Source organism: Kineosphaera limosa NBRC 100340 (genome assembly GCF_000298215.1).
GTDB classification, from domain to species: domain Bacteria; phylum Actinomycetota; class Actinomycetes; order Actinomycetales; family Dermatophilaceae; genus Kineosphaera; species Kineosphaera limosa.
This window is the reverse complement of the sequence record NZ_BAHD01000017.1, coordinates 63,156-84,442: the sequence shown is the minus strand read 5'-3', so window position 1 is coordinate 84,442 and position 21,287 is coordinate 63,156. Positions and strand designations below refer to the sequence as shown.

General features: G+C 71.3%; 20 protein-coding genes and 1 pseudogene. 8 read left to right on the top strand and 13 right to left on the bottom strand.

What is annotated here, in order from left to right:
• Positions 1–43: 43 nt before the first annotated feature.
• Complete coding sequence (locus KILIM_RS06115) at positions 44–946, bottom strand: TauD/TfdA dioxygenase family protein (protein ID WP_006591772.1); 903 nt, start codon at positions 944–946, stop codon at positions 44–46.
• Positions 947–989: 43 nt separating this feature from the next.
• Positions 990–1,964 (bottom strand): quinone oxidoreductase family protein, encoded by a 975-nt coding sequence (locus KILIM_RS06110; protein WP_006591771.1) that lies wholly within the window; start codon positions 1,962–1,964, stop codon positions 990–992.
• A gap of 138 nt (positions 1,965–2,102) precedes the next feature.
• On the opposite strand from KILIM_RS06110, the gene KILIM_RS06105 reads away from it, so the two are divergent.
• A complete protein-coding gene (locus KILIM_RS06105) occupies positions 2,103–3,116 on the top strand; it encodes an AraC family transcriptional regulator (RefSeq protein WP_040562390.1) in 1,014 nt (337 codons plus the stop codon).
• A 326-nt stretch (positions 3,117–3,442) separates the two neighbouring features.
• Here the strand turns inward: KILIM_RS06105 and KILIM_RS06100 are convergent, their stop codons facing one another.
• Positions 3,443–6,472 (bottom strand): glycine--tRNA ligase, encoded by a 3,030-nt coding sequence (locus KILIM_RS06100; protein WP_157551509.1) that lies wholly within the window; start codon positions 6,470–6,472, stop codon positions 3,443–3,445.
• Positions 6,473–6,606: 134 nt separating this feature from the next.
• Between KILIM_RS06100 and KILIM_RS06095 the strand changes: the two genes are divergently transcribed.
• Complete coding sequence (locus tag KILIM_RS06095; RefSeq protein WP_051988659.1) at positions 6,607–7,008, top strand: SRPBCC family protein; 402 nt, start codon at positions 6,607–6,609, stop codon at positions 7,006–7,008.
• Positions 7,009–7,159: 151 nt separating this feature from the next.
• Here the strand turns inward: KILIM_RS06095 and KILIM_RS06090 are convergent, their stop codons facing one another.
• Entirely contained in the window at positions 7,160–7,786 is a 627-nt protein-coding gene (locus KILIM_RS06090; protein ID WP_006591767.1) for a methyltransferase family protein, read from the bottom strand.
• An 85-nt stretch (positions 7,787–7,871) separates the two neighbouring features.
• On the opposite strand from KILIM_RS06090, the gene KILIM_RS06085 reads away from it, so the two are divergent.
• Complete coding sequence (locus KILIM_RS06085; protein WP_006591766.1) at positions 7,872–8,255, top strand: ArsR/SmtB family transcription factor; 384 nt, start codon at positions 7,872–7,874, stop codon at positions 8,253–8,255.
• Positions 8,252–9,184, top strand: coding sequence for a cation diffusion facilitator family transporter (locus tag KILIM_RS06080; protein ID WP_006591765.1), 933 nt, complete (start codon positions 8,252–8,254; stop codon positions 9,182–9,184). The genes KILIM_RS06085 and KILIM_RS06080 overlap by 4 nt, the downstream gene beginning before the upstream one ends.
• Before the next feature lie 40 nt (positions 9,185–9,224).
• Here the strand turns inward: KILIM_RS06080 and KILIM_RS22130 are convergent, their stop codons facing one another.
• Positions 9,225–9,770: a hypothetical protein gene (locus KILIM_RS22130; protein WP_006591764.1), complete on the bottom strand. Its 546-nt coding sequence runs from the start codon at positions 9,768–9,770 to the stop codon at positions 9,225–9,227.
• Between the two features lie 238 nt (positions 9,771–10,008).
• Here KILIM_RS22130 and KILIM_RS06070 point away from each other — a divergent pair, with 238 nt between their 5' ends.
• Complete coding sequence (locus tag KILIM_RS06070; RefSeq protein WP_006591763.1) at positions 10,009–10,386, top strand: GntR family transcriptional regulator; 378 nt, start codon at positions 10,009–10,011, stop codon at positions 10,384–10,386.
• A gap of 92 nt (positions 10,387–10,478) precedes the next feature.
• Here KILIM_RS06070 and KILIM_RS06065 read toward each other — a convergent pair whose 3' ends face one another.
• On the bottom strand, positions 10,479–11,570 hold the full coding sequence (locus KILIM_RS06065) for a helix-turn-helix transcriptional regulator (protein WP_006591762.1): 1,092 nt from the start codon (positions 11,568–11,570) through the stop codon (positions 10,479–10,481).
• A 92-nt stretch (positions 11,571–11,662) separates the two neighbouring features.
• On the opposite strand from KILIM_RS06065, the gene KILIM_RS06060 reads away from it, so the two are divergent.
• Both KILIM_RS06060 and def read left to right on the top strand, forming a co-directional pair.
• Complete coding sequence (locus KILIM_RS06060; protein ID WP_006591761.1) at positions 11,663–12,223, top strand: DinB family protein; 561 nt, start codon at positions 11,663–11,665, stop codon at positions 12,221–12,223.
• Positions 12,224–12,306: 83 nt separating this feature from the next.
• A complete protein-coding gene (def, locus tag KILIM_RS06055; protein WP_006591760.1) occupies positions 12,307–13,002 on the top strand; it encodes a peptide deformylase in 696 nt (231 codons plus the stop codon).
• Between the two features lie 8 nt (positions 13,003–13,010).
• Here the strand turns inward: def and KILIM_RS06050 are convergent, their stop codons facing one another.
• The 3 genes from KILIM_RS06050 to thpR form a co-directional block, all read right to left on the bottom strand.
• Positions 13,011–13,301, bottom strand: coding sequence for a YciI family protein (locus KILIM_RS06050; RefSeq protein ID WP_006591759.1), 291 nt, complete (start codon positions 13,299–13,301; stop codon positions 13,011–13,013).
• A gap of 103 nt (positions 13,302–13,404) precedes the next feature.
• Positions 13,405–14,361, bottom strand: coding sequence for a polysaccharide deacetylase family protein (locus KILIM_RS06045; protein ID WP_006591758.1), 957 nt, complete (start codon positions 14,359–14,361; stop codon positions 13,405–13,407).
• A 226-nt stretch (positions 14,362–14,587) separates the two neighbouring features.
• Positions 14,588–15,172 carry an RNA 2',3'-cyclic phosphodiesterase gene (thpR, locus tag KILIM_RS06040; protein WP_006591757.1) on the bottom strand — a complete coding sequence of 195 codons (585 nt, stop codon included), beginning with the start codon at positions 15,170–15,172 and terminating at the stop codon, positions 14,588–14,590.
• A 127-nt stretch (positions 15,173–15,299) separates the two neighbouring features.
• On the opposite strand from thpR, the gene KILIM_RS06035 reads away from it, so the two are divergent.
• Positions 15,300–16,415, top strand: coding sequence for a LacI family DNA-binding transcriptional regulator (locus tag KILIM_RS06035; RefSeq protein ID WP_006591756.1), 1,116 nt, complete (start codon positions 15,300–15,302; stop codon positions 16,413–16,415).
• 98 nt (positions 16,416–16,513) lie between these two features.
• On the opposite strand, the gene KILIM_RS06030 is transcribed toward KILIM_RS06035, so the two are convergent.
• The 4 genes and pseudogenes from KILIM_RS06030 to KILIM_RS06015 form a co-directional block, all read right to left on the bottom strand.
• Positions 16,514–16,849, bottom strand: coding sequence for a hypothetical protein (locus KILIM_RS06030; RefSeq protein ID WP_006591755.1), 336 nt, complete (start codon positions 16,847–16,849; stop codon positions 16,514–16,516).
• Between the two features lie 136 nt (positions 16,850–16,985).
• A pseudogene (locus KILIM_RS06025) lies at positions 16,986–18,266 on the bottom strand (D-arabinono-1,4-lactone oxidase); the annotation flags it as partial.
• 51 nt (positions 18,267–18,317) lie between these two features.
• A complete protein-coding gene (locus KILIM_RS06020; protein WP_006591753.1) occupies positions 18,318–19,535 on the bottom strand; it encodes an alanine racemase in 1,218 nt (405 codons plus the stop codon).
• A gap of 66 nt (positions 19,536–19,601) precedes the next feature.
• Entirely contained in the window at positions 19,602–21,011 is a 1,410-nt protein-coding gene (locus tag KILIM_RS06015) for an MATE family efflux transporter (protein WP_006591752.1), read from the bottom strand.
• Positions 21,012–21,287: the final 276 nt, after the last annotated feature.

The following is a 21,287-nucleotide window of genomic DNA, read 5'->3' as shown; positions in this document are numbered from 1 at the left end:
AAGCGGTGTGTGGCGTGCGAAGGGTGGGAGGTAGAGGTGCGGCTTAGAAGGGCCGGTCGCCGCAGATGCCGGCGCGCTCCATGCGACGGCGGCCGGGCCAGTAGTCCATGACCGCGTAGTGCTGGGTGGAGCGGTTGTCCCAGATCGCGACGCTGTTCGGTGTCCAGCGCCAGCGCACCTGGTAGTCGGGGATCGTCGCCCGGTTCTGCAAGTAGGAGAGCAGCGCCGGCGCGTTCTGCACGAAGTCGATGCCGTGGGTGACCCGCTCCGGCGTGTGGAAGTTGACGAAGTGCGTGGTGAACGAGTTGACGTAGAGGATCTGCTCGCCGGTCTCGGGGTGGGTGCGCACGACAGGGTGCTCGGCGTCGGGGTACTTCGCCTTGAGCCCGTGGCGACGATCGCTGGGCAGGATCGCCCCGAAGGTCGCCTCGATGCTGTGCCGGGCTCGCAGGTCGCCGATCTGCTCCTTGACCTGCTGCGGCAGGTCGGCGTAGGCGCGCACCATGTCGACCCAGATCGTGTCGCCGCCGACGGGCGGGCACTCGACGCAGCGCAGGATCGAGCCCATCGCGGGCTCCTCGCGCCACGAGCCGTCGGAGTGGTAGGCGTTCTCGTAGCGGTCGGCCGGGCTGTCGACGTCCTTGTAGATCCGCACGAGGCCCGGGTGCTCCGGGTCGCTCGGCGCGACGGGGTGCGCCTCGAGCGGGCCGAAGCGCTCGGCGAGGGCGACGTGCTCGCCGCGGCTCATCTCCTGATCGCGGAAGAAGAGCACCTTGTGGGTGAGCAACAGGGTCTGCAGGGCGGCGAACTGCTCGTCGTCGCGGGAAACCTCGCCCAGGTCGATGCCGATGATCTCGGCACCAAGCGTGGCGGTGAGGCGGTTGACCTCCCACTGCGGCGGGACCGGGGTCGTGCTCGGGTGGGGGCGGGTGGCGGTGAGGGACATCGTTGTCCTCCGTTTCGTGATGACGGTGCGGTAAGTGAGCTGGTCAGAGGGTGAGGACCGAGGAGCCGACGGACTTGCCGCTCTCGAGTGCGACGTGGGCGCGGGCCGCCTCGGCCAGGGGGAAGCGCTGGTTGATCTCGATGCGGATGTCGCCGGCGGCGACGTGGCCGAAGAGCTCTCCGGCGAGCTCGGCGCGCTCGGCGGGGTCGCAGATGTAGTCGGCCAGGGCCGGGCGGGTCACGTGGATCGACCCCTTGACGGCCAGCTGCATCGCGTCGATCGGCGGGACCGGACCCGACGCTGTGCCGAAGCAGACGAGCAGGCCGCGGCGCGCGACCGAATCCAGCGACTGCGCGTAGGTGGCGGCGCCGACGCTGTCGTACACGACCTTGGCGCCCTGCCCGTCGGTGAGGTCGCGGACCTGACGAGCCACGTCCTCGCGACCGACGATGACCTCGGCGGCCCCGTGCGCCCGGGCGATCTCCGCCTTCTCCTGCGTCGAGACGACCCCGATGACCCGGATGCCCAGCAGCCGCGCCCACTGGCAGACGATGAGGCCGACCCCGCCGGCCGCGGCCTGCAGCATCACGGTGTCGCCGGCGCGCAGGCCCGGCGCGATGCGCCGCAGGAGGTAGGCGGAGGTGAGGCCGCGCATCGTCATCGCCGCGGCGGTCTGGCCGGAGATGGCGTCGGGCAGGTGGATGAGGCTGTCGACGGGCATGACCCGCTCGGTGCTGTACGCGCCCAGCGGCGATCCGGTGTAGGTGACCCGGTCGCCCTTGGCGAAACCGGTGACGCCCTCGCCGACCTCCTCGACGACCCCGGCGGCCTCGATGCCCATGCCCGAGGGCAACGGCGCGGGGTAGAGGCCGGTGCGGAAGTAGGTGTCGGCGAAGTTCAGGCCGACCGCGTCGTGGCGGACGCGCACCTGGCCGGCGCCGGGTTCGCCGACGCGGACGTCGGTCCATTGCAGGACGTCGGGTCCCCCGGTGCGTTCGAAGACGATGGCGCCTGCCATTTCCAGCTCCCTTGCTAGATCCATGGTGATTCGTGCTCGATCTGTGCCACTGCGTTGCGGCGATGAATTGAAGGTAGGGAGTAGGCAAGGGCTCGTGCTTGACGATTTGGGACACCTTGATTGACAATTCGGGACACCATGAGGTCCGCGCCGATCGTCCGGTACGCCGCTCTCTCCGGTTTCGCGTCCGTCTGCCGGGAGGTCGGGGTGGACCATCGCGCGCTGATGCGCCGCCAGGGCCTGGACCCCGACCTGCTCGATCAGCCGGACGCGTGGGCGCCCGCCGCGGACGTGGCGTCGGTGATGGAGGCGGCCGCCTTGACGTCGGGGTGCCCGACCCTCGGCCTGCGGATGTCGTTGCGGCGCACCATGACGACGCTCGGTCCGATCAGCCTCGTGCTGACGGAGGAACCGACGCTGCGCGAGGCCCTGCTCACGCTGACCCGCTTCTGGCCCGCCTACAACGAGGCCCTGCGGCTGCGCCTGGTCGACCGCGGCGCCACGACCAGCGCGATCACCCGGTTCGGCTTCCCGGCCGCCATCCGGCACACCCAGGCCGTCGAGCTTGTCGGAGCTGTCGTGTGCAGCCTGGCGGCGCCGCCGCTGGGTACGGGAGGAGCACCGCACCGGGTCACCTTCCGGCACGGCGGCCCGCCCGACGCGGGTGAGCACGAGCGGATCCTGGGCACGCGCGTGGAGTTCGGCGCTCCGACCGACAGCGTCGAGTTCGACGCGGCGGCCCTGGACACCCCGCGCCCGGTCGACGACCCCCAGCGCCGGATCTACGCCCGCCAGTACCTCGCCGCGCTGGCCGCCCCCGGCCCCGAGGACCGGGTCGAGAAGATCCGCGGAATCGTCGAAGACCTGCTGCCGGTCGGGCGCTGCTCCGCCGACCGGGTCGCCACCTCACTGGGGGTCGATCGGCGCACCGTGCATCGGTGGCTGCGCGTCGAGGGACAGACCTTTACCGACCTCGTGAGTCAGGTCCGCCAGCACCGGGCCGAGCGCTACCTGGGCAGCGGACTGTCGATCACCGAGACCGCGGAGCGACTCGGCTTCACCGAGGTGAGCAGCTTCTCCCGCTGGTTCGCCGGGCAATACGGCACACCCCCGTCGCGCTGGAGGTCGCCCGAAGGGCAGCGCCTACCCTGATCAGACGGTGGCGGCGTGCAAGTCCAGGACACCGACGCCGTCGCCGTCGCCCCACGAATGTAAGACCCGCTGTAGCGGCCTGAGGCCGCTCTCGGCACCGCGCGCCCTCAACGCGTCAACCATCTCCTGGGTGTCCGTCACGCCTCCACCACGTCCCTCGTCGTCATGCGATCGTCGTTCTAGCCACTATTGGCATGAGGCTGGAATGACGTTTGGTATCGACGGCTCACGGAGGCTTCGATGCCCGTGTTGGGCACGCGCAGGTGGACGATGGGCGACTCCACCAGCTCCACGGTCTGTGGATCAGGCTTGGCCCGGCGCGGCGCCTACGACGTCGCCGCGTCGACGGCCTTCCAGTCCAGGTTCATCGGCGCCTTGGCGACGATCGTGGCGAGGAGCCCGAGGCGGGCGGCCTTGAGGGCCGGGTCGTCGGCCATGACCAGGATGTCTTCGAAGAACGTCGCGATCGGGGCGACGAGCCCGGCGTGGCCGCGGGCGAAGGAGTGCAAGTCGTCCGACTGGAGGGTCGCCTCGACGGCCTGCGCGAGGGCGGCCTCGGCGGGCTCGGTGAGCAGCGACGCGTCGTAGCTCGGCGTTGTCTCCGCCGGGACGATTCGGGTGATCCGCACGATCGCCTCGACGAGCGCGCGGAAGTCCGCATCGGTCGCCAGCGCGGTCAGCGCAGCCACGTGAGCGTCCGCCACACCGGGCCGGTCGGCCGACGGCAGCACCGCCGTCACGACATCCGCCGACACCCCCTCGTCGCGCAGCAGCTGCGCGTACCGGCCGATCGTGAACTCCTCCGCCGCATCCATGGCGGCCGCGTCGCACGTCACGCCCTGTTCGCGCAGCCGCACGGCCGCGTCGTCCAGGCCGTCGCGCACGCTGATCGCAAGCTCCGGCTTCTCCCGCAGGATCCGCACGACACCCAGCGCCGCACGCCGCAGCCCAAACGGATCCGAGGAGCCGGTCGGCTTGGCTCCCAGCCCGAACATCGCGGCCAGCAGGTCGAACCGGTCGGCGAGCGCGAGCAGGGTCCCCGGAGTCGAGGCCGGCACGGCGTCGGCGCTCGTGTGCGGCATCTCCATCTCCGCGAGCGCGTCGGCGACGAACGGCGTCTCGCCCTTGCGGAGCGCGTACTCGCGGGCGACGAAACCCGCCAGCGAACTCATCTCCACGACCATCTGCGTGGCCAGGTCGAACTTGGCGAGTTGACCCGCGCGCGTGAGGGTCTCGCGCTCGGACTCGGCGAGCCCAACCCGGTCGGCGAGCCAGGTCGCAACGTCGGCGATGCGCCGCGCCCGCTGCCCCACCGAACCCAGCCGGTTCTCGAAGGTCAGCGCCTCGAGGCCCGGCACGAACGAATCCACCGACTCGGTCTTCAGGTCGGCATTCCAGAAGAACAGGGCGTCCTCGTAGCGGGCCCGCAGCACCGACTCGTTGCCGGCGCGCACCACGTCGTCGTCGCACAAACCGTTGGCCATCGTCACGAAGTGCGGCAGGAGCGCCCCGGAGGCGTCGCGCACCGGCAGGTACCGCTGGTGCTTACGCATGACGGTGACGAGCACCCGATCGGGCAGCTCGAGGTAGCGCTCATCGAAGTGGCCCAGCACGCCGTGCGGGTCCTCGACGAGGTTGGTGATCTCGTCGACGAGGTCGGCCTCGCCCTCGACGTCGACCACGCCGCCGACCCCGGAGGCGAGCGCCACGGCCTGCTCGACGACGGCCGCACGGCGCAGCTTCGTCGACAACTCGATGCTCCCGGAGGCGATCGTCGGCGATAGATCCTCGGCCGTCGCGATCTCGACGCGCCCCAGCGCCGCCCCGTCCGAACGGGTCGCCGACACCGCCCCGCCGGTCGTGCGCTGCAAGTAGGTCGTGCGCCCGGCCACCAACTGCGACACCGCGACCGGCACGACGACCGGGCCCCACAGCGCCACGAGCCAGCGGATCGCCCGGCTGAAGCTCAACTCCGGGTCGGACCAGCGCATGTTCTTCTCCGCCCGCAGCCCGGCCACGGTCTGCGCGACGATCTCGCCGAGCACCTCCAGCGCGCCCCGGCCGACCCGAGTGGTCGCGACCGCCGCGTGCTCGTTGCCGCCGATCTCGATCTTCTCGACCGCCTCGAGGGCCACACCCTGGCCACGCATGAAGCCCTGCAGCGCTTTGCTCGGATTGCCGTCGGCGTCGAATGCGGCTGCCCACTTCGGGCCCTTACGGTGCTCCACCGCATCCGGTTCGCGCGCGGCGACGGCCTCGACGGTCAGCACGATCCGGCGCGGCGTGCCTTCGACACTGATCGCCCCGTGCTCCAGGCGCGCGGCGCCCAACAGGCTCGTCACCGACTCGCGGACCTGCTCGATCGTCGCGGGCAGCACGTGCGGCGGCAGCTCCTCCACGCCGATCTCGAGTGCGAACGTCTGTGGATCCTGCGGCAATTCGGCCGGAACAGAAGGGAGTTCGAGAACCGTGGCCGCCGACTCCTTGAGCAGCGGCAGCCCCAGCTCGGTGCGCCGCTCCACCCAGAGCGCGGCCGTGTCGCGCATCAGCCGGCGCATCGTGCCGAACGCCTGCGCCCGTTCGGTCGTGCTGATCGCCCCGCGGGCGTCGAGCACGTTGAACGCGTGACTGGACTTGAGGATGAAGTAGTGCGCCGGCACCGGCAGCCGCGCCTCCACCATTCGGCCGGCCTCGGCGACGTACGACTCGTAGAGGCTGCGGTTGGTCTCGACGTCGGCGTCGTCGAGGTAGTACCGGCTCATCTCGTATTCCTGCTGACCCAGGGCCTCGCCGTAGGTGACCTCGGTGCCGTCGATCTTCGTCGCGTAGACGATGTCCTTGAAGTGCGTCACGCCCTGGATGGCCATGAGAATGCGCTCCATGCCATAGGTGAGCTCCACCGGCACGGGATCGAGGTCTTGCCCGCCGACCTGCTGGAAGTACGTGAACTGGGTGATCTCCATGCCGTCGAGCCAGACCTCCCAGCCCAGGCCCCACGCACCGATCGCCGGCTGCGCCCAGTTGTCCTCGACGAAGCGCACGTCGTGGGCGCTCAGGTCGACGCCCAGCGCCTCGAGGCTGCCCAGGTAGAGCTCCTGGGGGTCGCCGCGCTCGGGCTTGAGAATGACCTGGAACTGCGTGTGCGTCTGCAGGCGATTCGGGTTCTGCCCGTAACGCGAGTCGTCGGGCCGCACGCTGGGCTCGACGTAGGCGACATCCCACGGCTCGGGACCCAGCACCCGCAGCACCGTTGCCAGGTTCATCGTCCCGGCACCGACCTCGGTGTTGAACGGCTGCCAGGTCAGGCAGCCCAGGTCGGTCCAGTAGTCGGAGAGTCGGCGCAGCGCGTCTTGCATGGTGAGCACCCGTTCAGGCTACCGGGGCTGGGTGCCGCAGCCGGCGCACGCCCGTCCGCCGGTCGCGACTGTGACCAGTCAAGGGGACCGTGGTCCCGTCCGACTCGCCGTCGGCTGGGTACAGGCTTGGGGGCATGCCCGAGTACACCGACTCCATCGATATCGCCGTTGCGCCTGGCCTGCTGTTCGACTACCTGGCTGATGTGTCGAACCTCCCGCGTTACATGCCGCGATTGACCGCGGTCGAGGAGATCGGCGATGGTGCGGTCGAGGTGACCGCCTGCCCGATGATCGAGCCGGGCAAGCAGGTCGAGGTCAAGGGTCGCGCCTGGACGCGCGTCGACAAGCCCGGTCGCATGTTCTCGTGGGGATCCGTCGGCGGCCGGAACGGCTACAAGGGCACCTTCGACGTTGACCCCCAGGACGGCGGCTCTCGGCTCATCGTGCGAATCACCAGCGAGCGGGGCGACGCCGACGCTGTGCGCGCCGGGTTGCAAGACACCATGAGCGCGATCAAGCGGATCGTCGAGGGCTGAGCGAGCGGAACCGGCCGCCGGCGCCCAAAGATAGTGTTCGCTTTTACACGGTCAGGCCTGTAAAAGCGAACACTATCTTTCGGGTGTGGAGCCTGGAGTCTCCGGCGGACGCCTGATTTGCCTGCTTTAGACCATTAATCCTCTGCCGATCTCAGCGCAGGCAGCCCACACCCGGCAGGAAGCGGCCGGTGGAGGCGGCATACCGGCGGTAGGCCTCGCCGTGGGTGGCCAGCAGGTAGGGCTCCTCAGCATGGCGCACCTGTAGACGGATCGCGGCGACGAGCATGAGCAGGGCCGCGAGCGCGAACCAGCCCGGCACCAGCAGGGCGAATCCCGTCGCCGCTGCAACAATTCCGGAGAACACCGGGTTGCGCACCTGCGCGAAGGGGCCCGAGGTGACCAACTCGGTGCGCTCCCCGTGATCGACGCCGACCCGCCACGAGTGGCCCATCGCCGCCTGCGACCACAGCACGTAGCCCGTACCTGCGACGACCAGCAGCCACCCGAGCAGCACCGGCCAGACCGACGACCAGAATGCCCCCGCCAACACGGGCATCCAACCCAGCATCGCCACCACCGGTGAGACCGCGAACAACACGAGCGCGACGACGAAGAACACGCCGCCCAACCACTCCGGCGACCAGGGCCTGCCGGTGATCCCGCGCAGCCCGCTGTCGCCGGTCTGCGCTCGCTGCCGCGCGGCGCGCACTCCGAAGGTCAGCCCCAGCACCAGGACGTAGGCGGCGAGCGCCAGACCCGCCCGCAGTGTCACGTCCATCACGGTTCTCCCACCTGGTCGACGAACAACGAGCCAACACCTTATCATCTGTTCATATATTCAGTTCTTGTGATGAGGAGCTGCCATGACAGCCACAACCGACCCCAGCGCCGCCCCGGAGTGCGTGCACCCGGAGGCCGTAGAGCGAGTGGTCCGCAATGCGCCCGCACCGGCCGAGGTGGCGACGGTCGCCGCGCTCTTCAAACTGCTCGGCGACCCCACCCGCGCCCGACTGCTCTATGCCCTGCTGGAGGCCGGTGAGCTGTGCGTCTGCGACCTGGCGGCCGCCACGGGGACGAGCGAAACCACCGTCTCGCAGGCGTTGCGGCTGCTGCGTGGCGCCGACGTCGTCGACGGGCGACGAGAGGGCCGCAACGTCTTCTACCGGCTGGCCGACAGCCACGTTCGGATGCTGCTCGAGGTGAGCCGCACCCACGTCAGCCACCCCACGGGGCTGGAGCCGCGGTGAGCGGGCACACGCACGCGCACGGCCACAAGCACGGCCACACGCACGGCCACACGGTGACGGCCGCGGGTCGGCATCGCTGGCGGCTCGCCGTCGCGTTCGGGCTCGTCGCGACGTTCTTCGTCGTCGAACTGGTCGCTGGCATCGTGGCCAACTCCCTGGCGCTCATCAGCGACGCGGGACACATGGCGGCCGACGTCGTGACCCTCGGCGCCGCCCTCGTCGCAACCCGCATCGCCACCCGCCCCGACACGACGGGTCGACGCACCTTCGGCTCCTACCGCGCCGAGGTCTTCGCCTCCGGCTTCGCAGTGCTCGTCATGCTCGGCGTCGCGGTGTTCATCACCGTGGAGGCGATCGGGCGCATCGGCGCCGCCGTCGATCCGGCCTACGAGATCATGCTCGTCGTCGGCACGCTGGGCCTCGTCGTAAACCTCATGTGCCTGGCGCTGCTGCGGGCCGGGTCGAAGGAGAGCCTGAACGTCAAGGGCGCCTACCTGGAGGTGCTCGCCGACACGCTCGGATCGGTGGGCGTCATCGTCGCCGCGCTGCTCGTGCGAGCCACCGGCAGTGCGTGGTGGGACACGGCGATCGCGCTGGCCATCGCTATCTTCGTGGCGGTGCGCGCGCTCTTCTTGGGTCGCGAGGTGCTCGCGGTGCTCGGTCAGCACGCTCCGGCGGGGCTGGATCCGCGGCAGTTGGGCGTCGAGTTGGAGAGGGTAGCCGGGGTCATCGAGGTGCACGACCTGCACGTGTGGCAGCTGACGAGCGGGATGAACGTGGCGACCGCGCATCTGGTCGTCGCCCCGGACTGCAAGGAGGACGCCCTCGGGCAGGCGAGCGCCCTGCTACGCGAGCGCTTCGACATCGAACACGCCACGTTGCAGGTGGAGTCGACGCCCGAGTCCGAGTGCGGGGGCGCCACCTGGTGATGCTGCTGCAGGGGCGGCGCCACCTGGCGGGTCGGCCGGTTCAGTACTCGAGGCCAGCGATGAAGTCCTCGACTCTGCGCATGACCGATTCGAGGGCCTTGAGGGAGTCCCGCACGGAGCCGGGGATCTCGAGGGCCTGATCGCCGCCGCCGACCTCGTGCACCTGGCAACGGGTGGCGTCGGCGGCCTGCCGGTTCCACGTCGGGTCGTCGCTGCCGCCGACCAGCAGCGTCGGCTCGAGGGTTTCGTCGAGGGCAGCCCGCACGACGGGCTCCTCGAACAGCGGTGTGAACCAGATCGCCGGGGCCGATGTGGCGACGGCGACGGGGGCGGCCACCGTGCCCAGCGACTTGCCGACGATCAGGTGCAGCAGCGGGTCGCCGGCTCCTTCGACGAAGCGCGCGGCCTCGCCGACGGCGGCCGAGGTCGACATGGCCTGCCCGCGGGACCACCAATGCTCCCGGACTGTCCAGCCGTGGTCGCGCAGGATCCGCCTGGTGAAGTGCAGCAGCGGCGCATTCGGCGTGTACCCCCGGCCGGGCAGCAGGGACGCCACCCGCCGCTCGTCGCCCTCGTAGACCACCATGCTTTCACTCTAGAACGACCGCAGCTCTCCACCGCGCGAAGCGGGTCAGCGCCGGCGCGGACCCGTAGCGGCCGCCGCGATGGCCGCGCGGTGTGTGACTCCCGGCGCGCCTGTCTTGTCCGGACGCTACAAGTGCGCAACGATCGACCTTGTCCTTGGTACCTGACACATCGTTGTGCCAGGTACTTGGGGCGCAGGACATGCAGCGGCCGCGCAGACAATGACGTCAGGAGCCGACATGAACGCCTCGGTACGGATCGACCTCGCCGACCCGACTCCCCCGTACGAGCAGCTGCGCCGTCAACTGGCGCGGCTCATCACGGCCGGCACGCTCGCCGAGGGCACCCGCCTGGCCCCGGTCCGTCGCCTCGCCGACGACCTGGCCCTGGCCACCGGCACTGTCGCCCGCGCCTACCGCATGCTCGGGGCCGACGGCTTGGTGACCACCGCCCGCGGCGCAGGCACCCGCGTCGCCGCCCAACGCAACACCTTGACCGCTGCCCAACGCCGCACCCAACTTGCCGAGCTCGCCCGGGCCTACGTTGACGGCGCCCGCCACCTGGGCACCCCCGACGATCAGATCGAAAGCGCCCTGACCAAGGCCCTCAAGGACTGAAGCCCCCGCCACCACGCCCACCCTTTGTGGGCGTCGTTCGGCACAAGAGTCGGGCATCGGGCCAAGGAGCTGGTCCCCGGACCTGCCGCGGGTCAGCGGCCGGCCGCCTGGAGACGGTCGGCGACGTCGCGTAGGGCGGTGCTCAGTTCCGGCGGGGCGAGCGCCTCGAAGTCCCACGGCAGGAAGGCCAGGTAGGCAGCGACGGTGCGCAGGTCGTCGGCGCCGGTGCGCAGGAGGCACGCGTCGGGACCGTCGGCCTCCACGCTGGCGACGGTGGGGCCGAACTGGTCACGCACCTGCTGGCAGTCCGCGTGCACGCGCACGACCGCCTCGTGGCGATAGGCGCGGCGGCTGATTCCGGCGCTCACATGCTCGATCGCGTCGGGGGTGTCGGCGCGGGGCTGGTAGCGCCACGTTGTGGCGTGCACCTGACTCATCCGGTCGAGGCGGAACACGCGCCAGTCCTCTCGGTCGAGGTCGTAGGCGAACAGGTACCAGCGACGCCCCGTCGCCACCAGCCGCACCGGCTCGACCCGCCGCTCCGCCTCCGGGGAGGCGGCACCCTTGCCCACCCCGGAGTCCGCCACCGAACCCGCTGCCGCCGAACCCGCCGCGGCCGAGGTCTCCGCGACCGGGCCCCCCGCGGTCGCGGTGACATCGCTCGATCCGGTGCCGTTCTGGCTCCGGGACGCGGCACGGTAGGAGAAGCGCGCCTGCACCCGGTCGCGGCAGGCGCGGGCGAGGGTCGTCAACAGCGCCGCGTCGACGGGGGCCGTGCCGGAGCCGACGCGCACGGTGGACGCTCGCACCGCATCGATGCGTTCGCGCAGGCGCTTGGGCACCACCTGATCGAGCTTGGCCAGCGCGCGGGCCGCGCTCTCCTCCACTCCGGAGACCGTGCCGCCCGCCGCCAGGCTCAGGCTCACGGCGACGGCGACCGCCTCTTCGTCGTCGAGCACCAGCGGGGGCATCGCCTTTCCGGCGGCCAGCCGGTAACCGCCGCCCAGACCGCGCTCGGAGTGCACCGGGTAGCCGAGCGTGCGCAGCCGGGCCACGTCGCGCCGCACCCCGCGCACCGACACCTCGAGTCGATCCGCCAGTTCGGGGCCGGTCCACACCGCATGCTGCTGCAGCAGCTCCAAGAGCCGCAGCAGCCGCACCGTCGAGTCGGTCGTCTCCGTCATAGCCTTAGCGTCCCAACACCAGCGGACAGAAGTTGTCCTTAATCGATGATCGACTGCGTGCAGTCCGATCCAACCGCCACCCGGAGGACATCATGAGCATCGACTGGACCACCACCCTCGCCGACCAACTCGACTGGCATTGGCAGAACCAGCTGCGCCCGCGCCTCGACGGCCTCACCGACGAGGAGTATCTGTGGGAGCCCGTGCCCGGCGCCTGGAACGTGCGGCCCGCCGGCACCGGGAGCGCACCCATCCAGGGCGGCAGCGGCGAGATGCGCATCGACTTCGCCTTTCCCGAGCCAGACCCGGCCCCGGTGACGACCATCGCGTGGCGCCTCGGGCACGTCATCGTGGGGTGCCTCGGCGCCCGCGCTCACTCGCATTTCGGCGCGACCGAGTACGACTACATGACGCACGAGTATCCGGCGACCGCCGAGCAGGCCCTGGCCCAGCTCGACACCGCCTATGGGCAGCGGATGGGCGGTGTCCGCGGCCTCGACGCCGCGGGCCTGGCGGCCCCCGTCGGGCCCGCCGAGGGCGCGTGGGAGAAGGAGCCGATGGCGGTCCTCGTGCTGCACATCAATCGCGAGCTCATCCACCACGGCGCCGAGATCGCCCTGCTGCGCGACCTCTACGCCCACCGCACCCCCTGAGCGACCGAGCGGCCCGCCGCACCTCTCGCCGACAGGGGCAGGCGGGGTTCGGGGTGGGCGGCCGGATCGGCCAGAATGGGGTGATGTCCTCGATCTTCGGGATCGGCGTGCGCGGCCGGCGCGGCGCCGACAAGGCCGCCCCTCCCGCTCCGACCGACCGCCGCCCGCGGCTGCTCGGGCAACCCGTCGATCACCTGCCCGCGCGGCTCCCGCAGGCCAAACGCGGCCGTCGGATGCGGATCACCGTCGTCGGGGAGGAGGTGCTCGCGACCCCCTGCAAGGAGGTCACCGAGCTGGGCACCAAGGAGCTCAAGACTCTCATCGACGACATGCACGCCACCAACGAGATCGCCAACGGCGTCGGTCTGGCCGCCAACCAGGTGGGCCTCGACCTGCGGATCTTCGTCTACGACTGCGAAGACGCGTTCGGGGTGCGCAATGTCGGCCACGTCATCAACCCGGTCATCACCTCGACCTCGGGCGAGCAGGTCATCGAGGAGCACGAGGGGTGCCTGTCGGTGCCCGGCGCCGCGGCCCTGGTGACGCGGCCCCGCGTGGCGGTCTGCGAGGGCGTCGACCTGCGCGGCAATCCGCTGCGGATCGAGGGCGTCGGGATGTTCGCCCGCTGCCTGCTGCACGAGACCGACCATCTCGACGGTCGCCTCTACCTCGACCACCTCAGCGCCCGCGAGCGCCGGCGCGCGATGCGCGAGATGGAGGCCGAGCGGGACGAGACGTGGGCGACCTGGGACACCCACGCCCGCGAGCTCGGCAAGTAGCCGCCGGCTCAGACCTCGTCGGCGAACACCCCGATGACCGGGTTCCACTCACTCACCTCGGTGCGCTCGACGAGCCCCGCCCCCTGAAACGGGTCACCGGCCAGCAGGTCACGCACGGCCTGGGCACTGTCCGCCCGAAAGAGCAGCAGCGCCGCGGGCTCCCGGCCGACATACGGCCCGGAGGCGCGCAGCGACCCAGAGTCCGCGAGCGAGCGCAGGAATTCGCGGTGCTTGGGCCGCAGCTCGTCCAGCGCGGCGGAGTCGGAGGAGTAGGCGTAGTGCACGGCGTAGAACGACATGCCTCTCACCTTAGGCGCGCCGCGCCCGGGGCCGGGCAGCCCGCGGACGGCCGCGACCGACTCAGCTGAAGGCGGCGAGCTTGGCGACGACCTCGTCGCCGGTCTAGGTGGAGACCGCGAGGATGCGCCGCAGCGTCATCTCCGGGTGCTTGGCATTGATCGGCTGCTCCTGCAGTTGGTAGGCGCACTTGTAGCCGGCGTCGGCGATGTGCGGCAGGATCGCCTGGTTCCACGCGCCGTAGGGATAGGCGAAGTCGTCGACCTCTTGCCCCGACAGCTTGCGCAGCAGGTCGCGCGGCTCCCCGAGTTGAGTCGCGTAGTCCTTCTGCGTGTACTTGGTGACCATGTGGTGGTCCCACGTGTGCGACGCCACGGTCATGCCCGCGTCCGCGAGGCGTTTGACGTCGTCGCGTTTCATCCAGCCCGAGCTGCCCAAGATCACCGTCATGATGAAGAACGTGCCGGTCATCTCGCGTTGGACGAGCGCCGGCATGGCCTGGGAGATCTGGTTGTCCTTGCCGTCGTCGAACGACAGGATGACGGGCTTCTCCGGCAGTTGGGCCCCGAAGAACAGGTGCTCGCGGTACTGCGCCGGGCTGATTGCCGTGTAGCCGGCCGCCTTCATACCGTCGAGCTGGGCCCCGAAGTTCTGCGGCGGAATGATGAGCATCGACCGGTTGTAGCTGGTGTCGCCGGCCTCCCAGGGGCGCACCTGGTGGTAGCAGAGCACCGGCACGGTCGCGCGGGCCACCATCTCCGCGGCAGTGCCGCGAGTCGGTTGGGCAGTCGGCGAGTTCGCCTGCTCGCCGCCACCCGCGCCCTCCCCGTCGGAGCCCGTGGTGCCGGTGCCGTTCTGGGTTCCGGAACTCGCGGGGTCGGCTGCGACGCCGCACGCCGCGAGCGCCAGACCCGACAATCCTGCGAGGCCGCCGGCCAGGAAGCCGCGGCGAGCCAGGCGAGGGGAGCGATGCGGGGAGTCCGAGCGCTCGAAAGCGCCTCTGACGGTGTTGGTCCCGACGTCGGGCACGCCCTCGTGGGCACGCTCCTGCGGTGCGCACATGCCTGTCTTTCCCCTGTCTTGAGACGCCCGCGTTACCCCGGCGAAGGGCGTCGATCTCTTGGGCCGGACCACCCGAAGGGCTGGTTCGCCGCCACAATATCTGTGCGCACCTCGCAACGAGAGCGACCGGCGAATCACCGGCGCGCCGGACCCAGCGAGCCCTCAGCCGGATGTTCGAAATGCGGTCTGACCAGCGACGTCGAACATCCCGACGCACCCGGGCGCGCTACTCGCCGAGCGCGAACGTCCCCAGCTCCTCGTACCTGGGGGTGCGGTGCGGGCCTTGGCCCAGGTGCGACCGAACCAGGGTCAGGTGCTCGGGCTGCCAGTCGGGCCCGTCGTAGGCCTGCAGCACCCGCAACCACCGAGTCGCCCGCGTGGCTCGGGCCAGCCGCGCCACGGTGACATGCGCGGTGAAGGCGCCACCGGAGACGAGCGCGCCAGCGCTGTTCGCGGCGGACCTCACGGATCCGGCCAGCCGGGCGAGTTGCTCGTGGCCCGACTCCGGCTGCACGCCGACCCACAGCACGCGGGCGTCGATGGGGTCGGGAAAGGCGCCGCCGCCGGCCAGCCGCAGCAGGTCCAGCGGGCGCTTGGCCGCCGCCTGCGCCAGCCGGTCGGCGAGCTCCTCGAGGTCGCGGTCGGCCAGGTCGGGCAGGAACGCCAAGGTCAGGTGCAGGTGCTCGTCGCGGGTCCAGCGGGGCACGATGGCACCGGCCTGCGGCCCGCGAGCCGCGCGCCGCGGCGCAAGAAATTCGCCGAGGTGCTCGACGACGTCCGCAGGGGGAAAGAGGGCGACGAACGCACGCATCCGACCATCGTGACCGACATCGGCGAACTGGGGGCGAATCGGGGCGAATGAGGGCGCGGGTCCGGGCGGGGCGAATCGATTCGATAGGCTGGGACTGCGCACGACAACCACCGACGAGAGGCCCGCCATGCCCCGCAGCCGCGTTCGCGCCGGCACCCGGAGGCCGACGCTGAAGTCAGTTGCGCACCACGCCGGGGTGTCGGTGTCGACGGCTTCGCTGGTGTTCAGCGGCAAAGGGCCCGTCGCGCAGGCCACCCGCGAGCGCGTCATCAGCGCCGCCGCCGACCTCGGCTATCAGGGCCCGGACCCGCTGGCCTCCTCGCTGCGCCGCGGCCGCGCCGGGATTGTGGCCGTCATCGTCGAGGGCGGCATGCTCAACGCCTTTCACGATCCATACGCGGTGGCCACGCTCGACGGGCTCGCGGCCGAGCTCGACGACATCCCCACCGGCATGCTGTTGATGTCGCAGTCGCCCAGCGAGCCTGCTCACGCCGTCGAACGTTTGGGCGGTACCGCGTTGGATGCGACGGTCTTTCTCGGTTGCGGCCCGCGCGAGAACCCGCTGGTGCCGCACCTGGTGTCCCGCGGGATCCCCATGGTCGCGCTCGGAGCCCCGTGCGGTCCGGAGCTGGTGCAGGTCACCGTCGACAACCGGGCGGCGCAGCGGGAGGTCGCGCAGCATCTGGCCGACCTGGGACATCGCCGGGTCGCCCACGTCACCCTGCCCATCGGGACGGCGCCACCGCCCGCGCCGACGACGGTGGCGGACCTGCTCGATCTGGCGTATCCGGAGGTCTCGCTGCGGTCGGCCGCCGTCGCCGATGTCTTCGGCGGCCAGGTGCCGGCGGTGGTCGCGGCGACCGCCGACGTCGACGGTGGGCACGCCGCCGGGATCCAGCTGCTCGACGTGCCCGTCGCGCAGCGCCCGACCGCGGTGCTCGCCCAGAGCGACCTCATGGCGGTCGGGGTCATCCGGGCCGCGACCGACCTCGGGCTTGCTGTGCCGGATCAGGTGTCGGTGACAGGTTTCGACGGCGTCTCCCTCGATTGGTGGGAGGGGACGCTGACGACCGCCGTGCAGCCCGACCGCGGCAAGGGTGCCGCCGCCGGTCAGGCGATCCGCGCCCTGCTGGCCGGCGACCGCCCCGCCGATGTCACCTTGCCGACCCACCTACGGATCGGCACCACCACGGCCGCACCCCCCACCCCGGTCTCCGGCCCCACCTCCGCCCCCGCCTGCTGACGGTTGCGCCTCCTGCCGACCGTCGCGGTCGCAACAGCAGCCGTCGGCAGCAAGCGCGCCCGTCGGCGGGGACTCGGCAGGCTGCGCGCCCGGGCGGGTCAGTTGTCCCGCAGGCCCTGCAGGGCGCAGCGGGCCAGCGACTCCCACTCCGATACGTCGTCGGCGGGCACGTCGACCCAGCTGCCGTCGCCGACGGGCATGCTGTTCTGCAGCGAGAGGGCCTCGGGCAGACCGGGCGTCCCGGGCGGCATGAAGAACGACATCTGCTCGCCGCGCAAGCGCGCGAACGGGCGCCCCTGGGAGGTGAGGATGCGGGTGCGCGTCTTCGATCCGGGCGCGCGCGGCTCGCTCGGCTCGCCGGACCCGCTGGCCTCCTGCACTCCGGCGTCCGCGAGATCGGTGAGCAGCTTGTCGAAAAGCGCGTCGACGTTCATGGCTGCATTCTTGCGCGCGCGAACCCCGGGCCGCCCGGCGCCCACCGGACGCTCCCGCTGCGAACAGTGGCGGTCGCGACCACAACCGCGGGCAGGGCGCGCGACGCCTCGCCTCACCGCGGGGAGAACCAGCCCGCTACTCCCCCAACACCCGACGCAGGTAGTCATTGGCGAACACGCGCGCCGGGTCGACCCGATCACGCACCGCGCGGAAGTCTGCGAACCGCGGATACAGCGGCGCCAAGTCCTCGACGCGCAGCTCGTGCAGCTTGCCCCAGTGCGGGCGCCCGGCGTGCTCGCGCATCATCGCGGTGACGTCGGCGAGGAGCGAGCTGGGTCGCGCGCGGTGGTACTCGTGCACGGCGATGTAGCCGGTGTCGCGGCCGTAGCCCGTGGCCAACCACACGGCATCCGGGGCGCCGAAGCGCACCTCGATGGGAAGCCCGACGAGGGTCTCGCGGCGGGCGAAGTAGCGTTGCAGTTCGCCGATGAGCGGGGCGACGGAGGCCGCGGGCACCGCCCACTCGGTCTCCCGGAAGCGCACGTCGCGGCGGGTGATGAAGACCTCGTGCGAGGGGGCGACGTAGGTGCGGGCCGACAGCGCCCGCCCGGCGACGGCGTTGAGGGCCGGGATGCGCGCCGGATACCGAGCGCCGGTCCGGCACACGGCCTCCAGCACGTTGTTCGACAGGATGTCGTCGTCGAGCCGGCGGCGCCACGCCGCCAACCGCGGGCCGTCCTGCCCCGGAGCCAGGCGGGTGTTGCGTTTGACGAGCGCCCGGTCGGTGTGCGGAAACCAATAGAAGTCGAGGTGGTCGGTGCCGGTGCGCCACTCCTCCAGGTGCGTCAGCACCGTGGCCAGCGCCTCGGGCCGCTCCTGTGCGCGCACGAGAAACGCCGGGACGCAGGCGAGTTCGACCTCGGTGACGACCCCGATCGCCCCCAGACCCAAGCGCGCGGCCTCGAACAGCTCGGGCTGCTCGTCAGCCGAGCAGTCGACGATCGAGCCGTCGGCAAGTACCACCTGCAGGCCCGCGACGAAGCTCGGCAGGCAGCCGAAACCCGCTCCGGCACCGTGGGTTCCGGTGGCCAGGGCACCGGTGATCGTCTGGCGGTCGATGTCGCCGAGGTTGGGCATCGCGAGGCCCTGCAGGGCCAGGAGCCGGTTGAGGTCGACCAGCTGGGTGCCGGCGCGCACCCGCACCCGTCCCGTCGCGCGATCGACCCCCGCAAGGCCGCACATGCCGCTCAGATCGAGCAGCACGCCGTCGGTCACGGCGATGGGGGTGAACGAGTGGCCGGAGCCGACCGGCTTGACCCGCTGACCGTCGGCCGCCGCTCGGGTGACGATCGCCGCGACCTCCGACGCTGTCGTCGGATGCTCGACCGCCGCGGGGAGACCGACGGCCGTCCCGGCCCAGTTGACCCACGGCCGCGGCGCCCCCCGCGCTGACCCGTCGTTGCAGGCTCATCCGAAGCACATCCCCTCACCGCGATAGCTGGGCACAGCCTCGACCACCTCATCGCCCCGGACCAGGGACACCTGCGCGAATCGTTCGAGCAGCTCCCCGGCCTTGGCGTGCCGCAGCCACACCCGCGAGCCGATCGCAGGGGCCCGACCGGAGGTGACACGCAGCGGCGTCTGCACCTCACCCGCACCTTCGGTCGACAGGAGGTCGAGGCCCGGGGGCCAGCACGGTGTCGGCAGCCGCGACGGGCCGGCTTGCCCAGAGGCGCAGTAGCCGCCGGAGAACGCGGTGACGAAGCCCGGCGCCGGGTGGCGCACGACATCGAGGGCGAAACAGGCGGCCGGTCGGGGTTGGAAGGCCCGGTAGCCGTCGAAGAGGGTCGGCCCGAACAACCCGGAGCCGGCGGCGAGCTCGCTGACCTCGGGGGCTCGGCCCATGAGGTGCAGGCTGCCGGTGCCGCCGGCGTTGACCGCGGGCACCGGAGTGACGGCCCGCACGGCTTCGACGATGCGGGCGCGGCGCCGAGCGAGTTCGGCCGTCGAGACGCGTTGCATGAGGTGCACGGCCAGGCCGGTGTCTGCCAACCCGGCGATCTGCGCGTCGTAACACATGAGCGCGCCGAGCCTGGTGTGCGGCGAGCCGGCGACCGCGCGAGCGGCGGCGACGACATCATCGACCGCGTGCAGCGGCGAGCGCCGGGCCCCCAGGTGTGCCGGGCCGACCCGCAGGGAGGCGTCGACGTCGAGCCACACCTGCACAGGGCCCTCGGCGTCGGACTCGCGGGCGACGGCCTCGATCAGCGCCAGGTGCTCGGGCGCGTCGATGACGAGCGCGATGCGGGAGCGAGCGTCCGCGTCGCCCGCCAACGCGCGCAACGCCGCGCGATCGAGGCAGGGATAGGCGACGAGGATCTCGGCGACGGAGTCGGGCAGGCTCGCGGCGGCCGGGCCGGTCGACCCGCCGGCCAGCCACAGCGCCTCGGGCAGGCTGAAGGCGAGCAGCCCCGCGAACCCCGGCCGCCGCAGCGCCCGGTCGATGAGGGCGCGGCAGCGCACGGATTTGGTCGCGACGCGGATCGGCACTCCGAGCGATCGCTGCACCAGCGCCTCGGCGTTGGCGTCGAAGGCGTCGAGATCGACGACAGCCAGGGGCGCGGGCAGCCCCGCCGTGGCCCGCTCGTAGCCCTCGAAGCGCTGCTCGTCGCCTAGGTTACTCACCAGTACAGGATGCGGGACAGCTCGCTGCGATGTGGGGCGAACCGGGTCCGAGGAAAGGCCGGGGCCTCAGCGGCGCGGGCTCTCGGGCTCCGGCGGGGGGTCGTCGCCCGGGGAGTCGTCGTCCGGGAGGGGCCCGGCGGAGGGGTCAGCGGAGTCCGCGGCCGGGCCGTCGGCGGGATTGGGCTCGGCCACCGCCTCCGATTCGCCGTGCGGCAGATCCGGATTCAGGTGCTCGATCTCGTGGTTGTAGAACCCGCGGGCGCCGCGCACGGCGGTGTACGTCCAGAACGGCAGGAGCACGGCCTCGCTGATCGCCATCGCCCACGCGGCGCCGGTCGCGCCGTACAGCAGCGTGCCGGGCACCAGCAGACCGAGCAGGATCGGGGCCTTGACGAGGTTGAGCCGGTAGGTCTTCTTGGCCAGCCCCATCCCCAGCATCATCGCGCCGGGGCCCGAGCCCAGCGCGGAGGCGATCGAGTTGATCCCCAGCGGCACGAGCACCGCCTGCGCACCATCCCAGGAGTCGGCGAACAACTCCACGCCGAGCCAATCGGGGATCAGTAGCAGCACCGTGACGTAGCAGATGGCGGTGACGGTCATCGCGCCCGAGACCAGGCCCATGGCCTTGAGCCTGGTGTGCGGCGCCATGCGGCGGCGTCGCGAGATCTCCGGAACGGCGAAGGCCAATGCCGCGGTCCACAGCACGTTCAGCGGCCCGAGGAGGGTCTGCCCGCCGCGGATGGCACCCGCGTCGCGGGCCGTGCCCAGCACCGGCACCAGCATCGACCCAAGCTGGGCGGCCCCCAGGCCGAGGGAGTACTCGGCGAGCAGGTACTTCGTCAGTTGCCGCTGGCGGGCCACCCAGGCCCACGCCCCGAACAGCTGGGGGCCGGAGCCCAGCAGCCACATCCCGACGAGCGAGGAGAGGATCGCGGCGACGCCCCACGAGAGGGTCAGCAGGCCCACCTCGTTGACGCCGGCCCACAGCAGCACGTACAGCAACCCGAACTGGGCGACGACCTTGACGAAGTCGATGAGCGTCGCGTGGTCCGAACGCCCCTTGGCGAAGAACGCCATGCGCTGGTTGTCCTGCACCATGAGCAACGGCAGGCAGACCGCAACGGCGTAGAGCACGTGGGCCACGGCCCCGGAGAGCAGCACGCCGACCAGGGCGCAGACGATGCCGAAGGCCAGGCCGATCCAGATCGTGACGCCCTGGCCCTTGGCCACGGCGGACCGGAACTCGCTGGGGCTGTCGGCGCTGTGCAGGATCGTCAGCGGCTGGCCGACGACCGCCTTGCCGACGGCGACCGCTACTCCGTAGACCAGGAAGCCGACGGCGAAGGCGCCGAAGACGTCGGCGTTGTTGACCTCCCGCGCGACGACGATCATGAGGAGCATGTTGCCCAGGGCCGACAACGCCTGGTCGACGACGTTCCAGCCGGCTCGCTTGGCGAGTCCTGCGAGTGAAGCCACAGGTCTCCTCGTTCGTAGGCGTTCGTACGCGTGCGTGAGCAATCGTGATCGGTAGCGGTGTGTCGAGCGCAAACCCCCGCCCCCGACGCGCTGCACCCCCATCGCGATGCCCCGCCGCGAGGGCGACGGCGACGAAACTGCGGGTGCTGCAAGAGCATAGGTCGCTTGTCCGGATTCGCGCGAATCCTGACATCGGGTGAGATTTGCGTGTGCGGGGTCACGTCGTCGGTGGGCGTGTGGCCCACTTAGCCTTAAGGCGACCGGTCGACGTCCGAG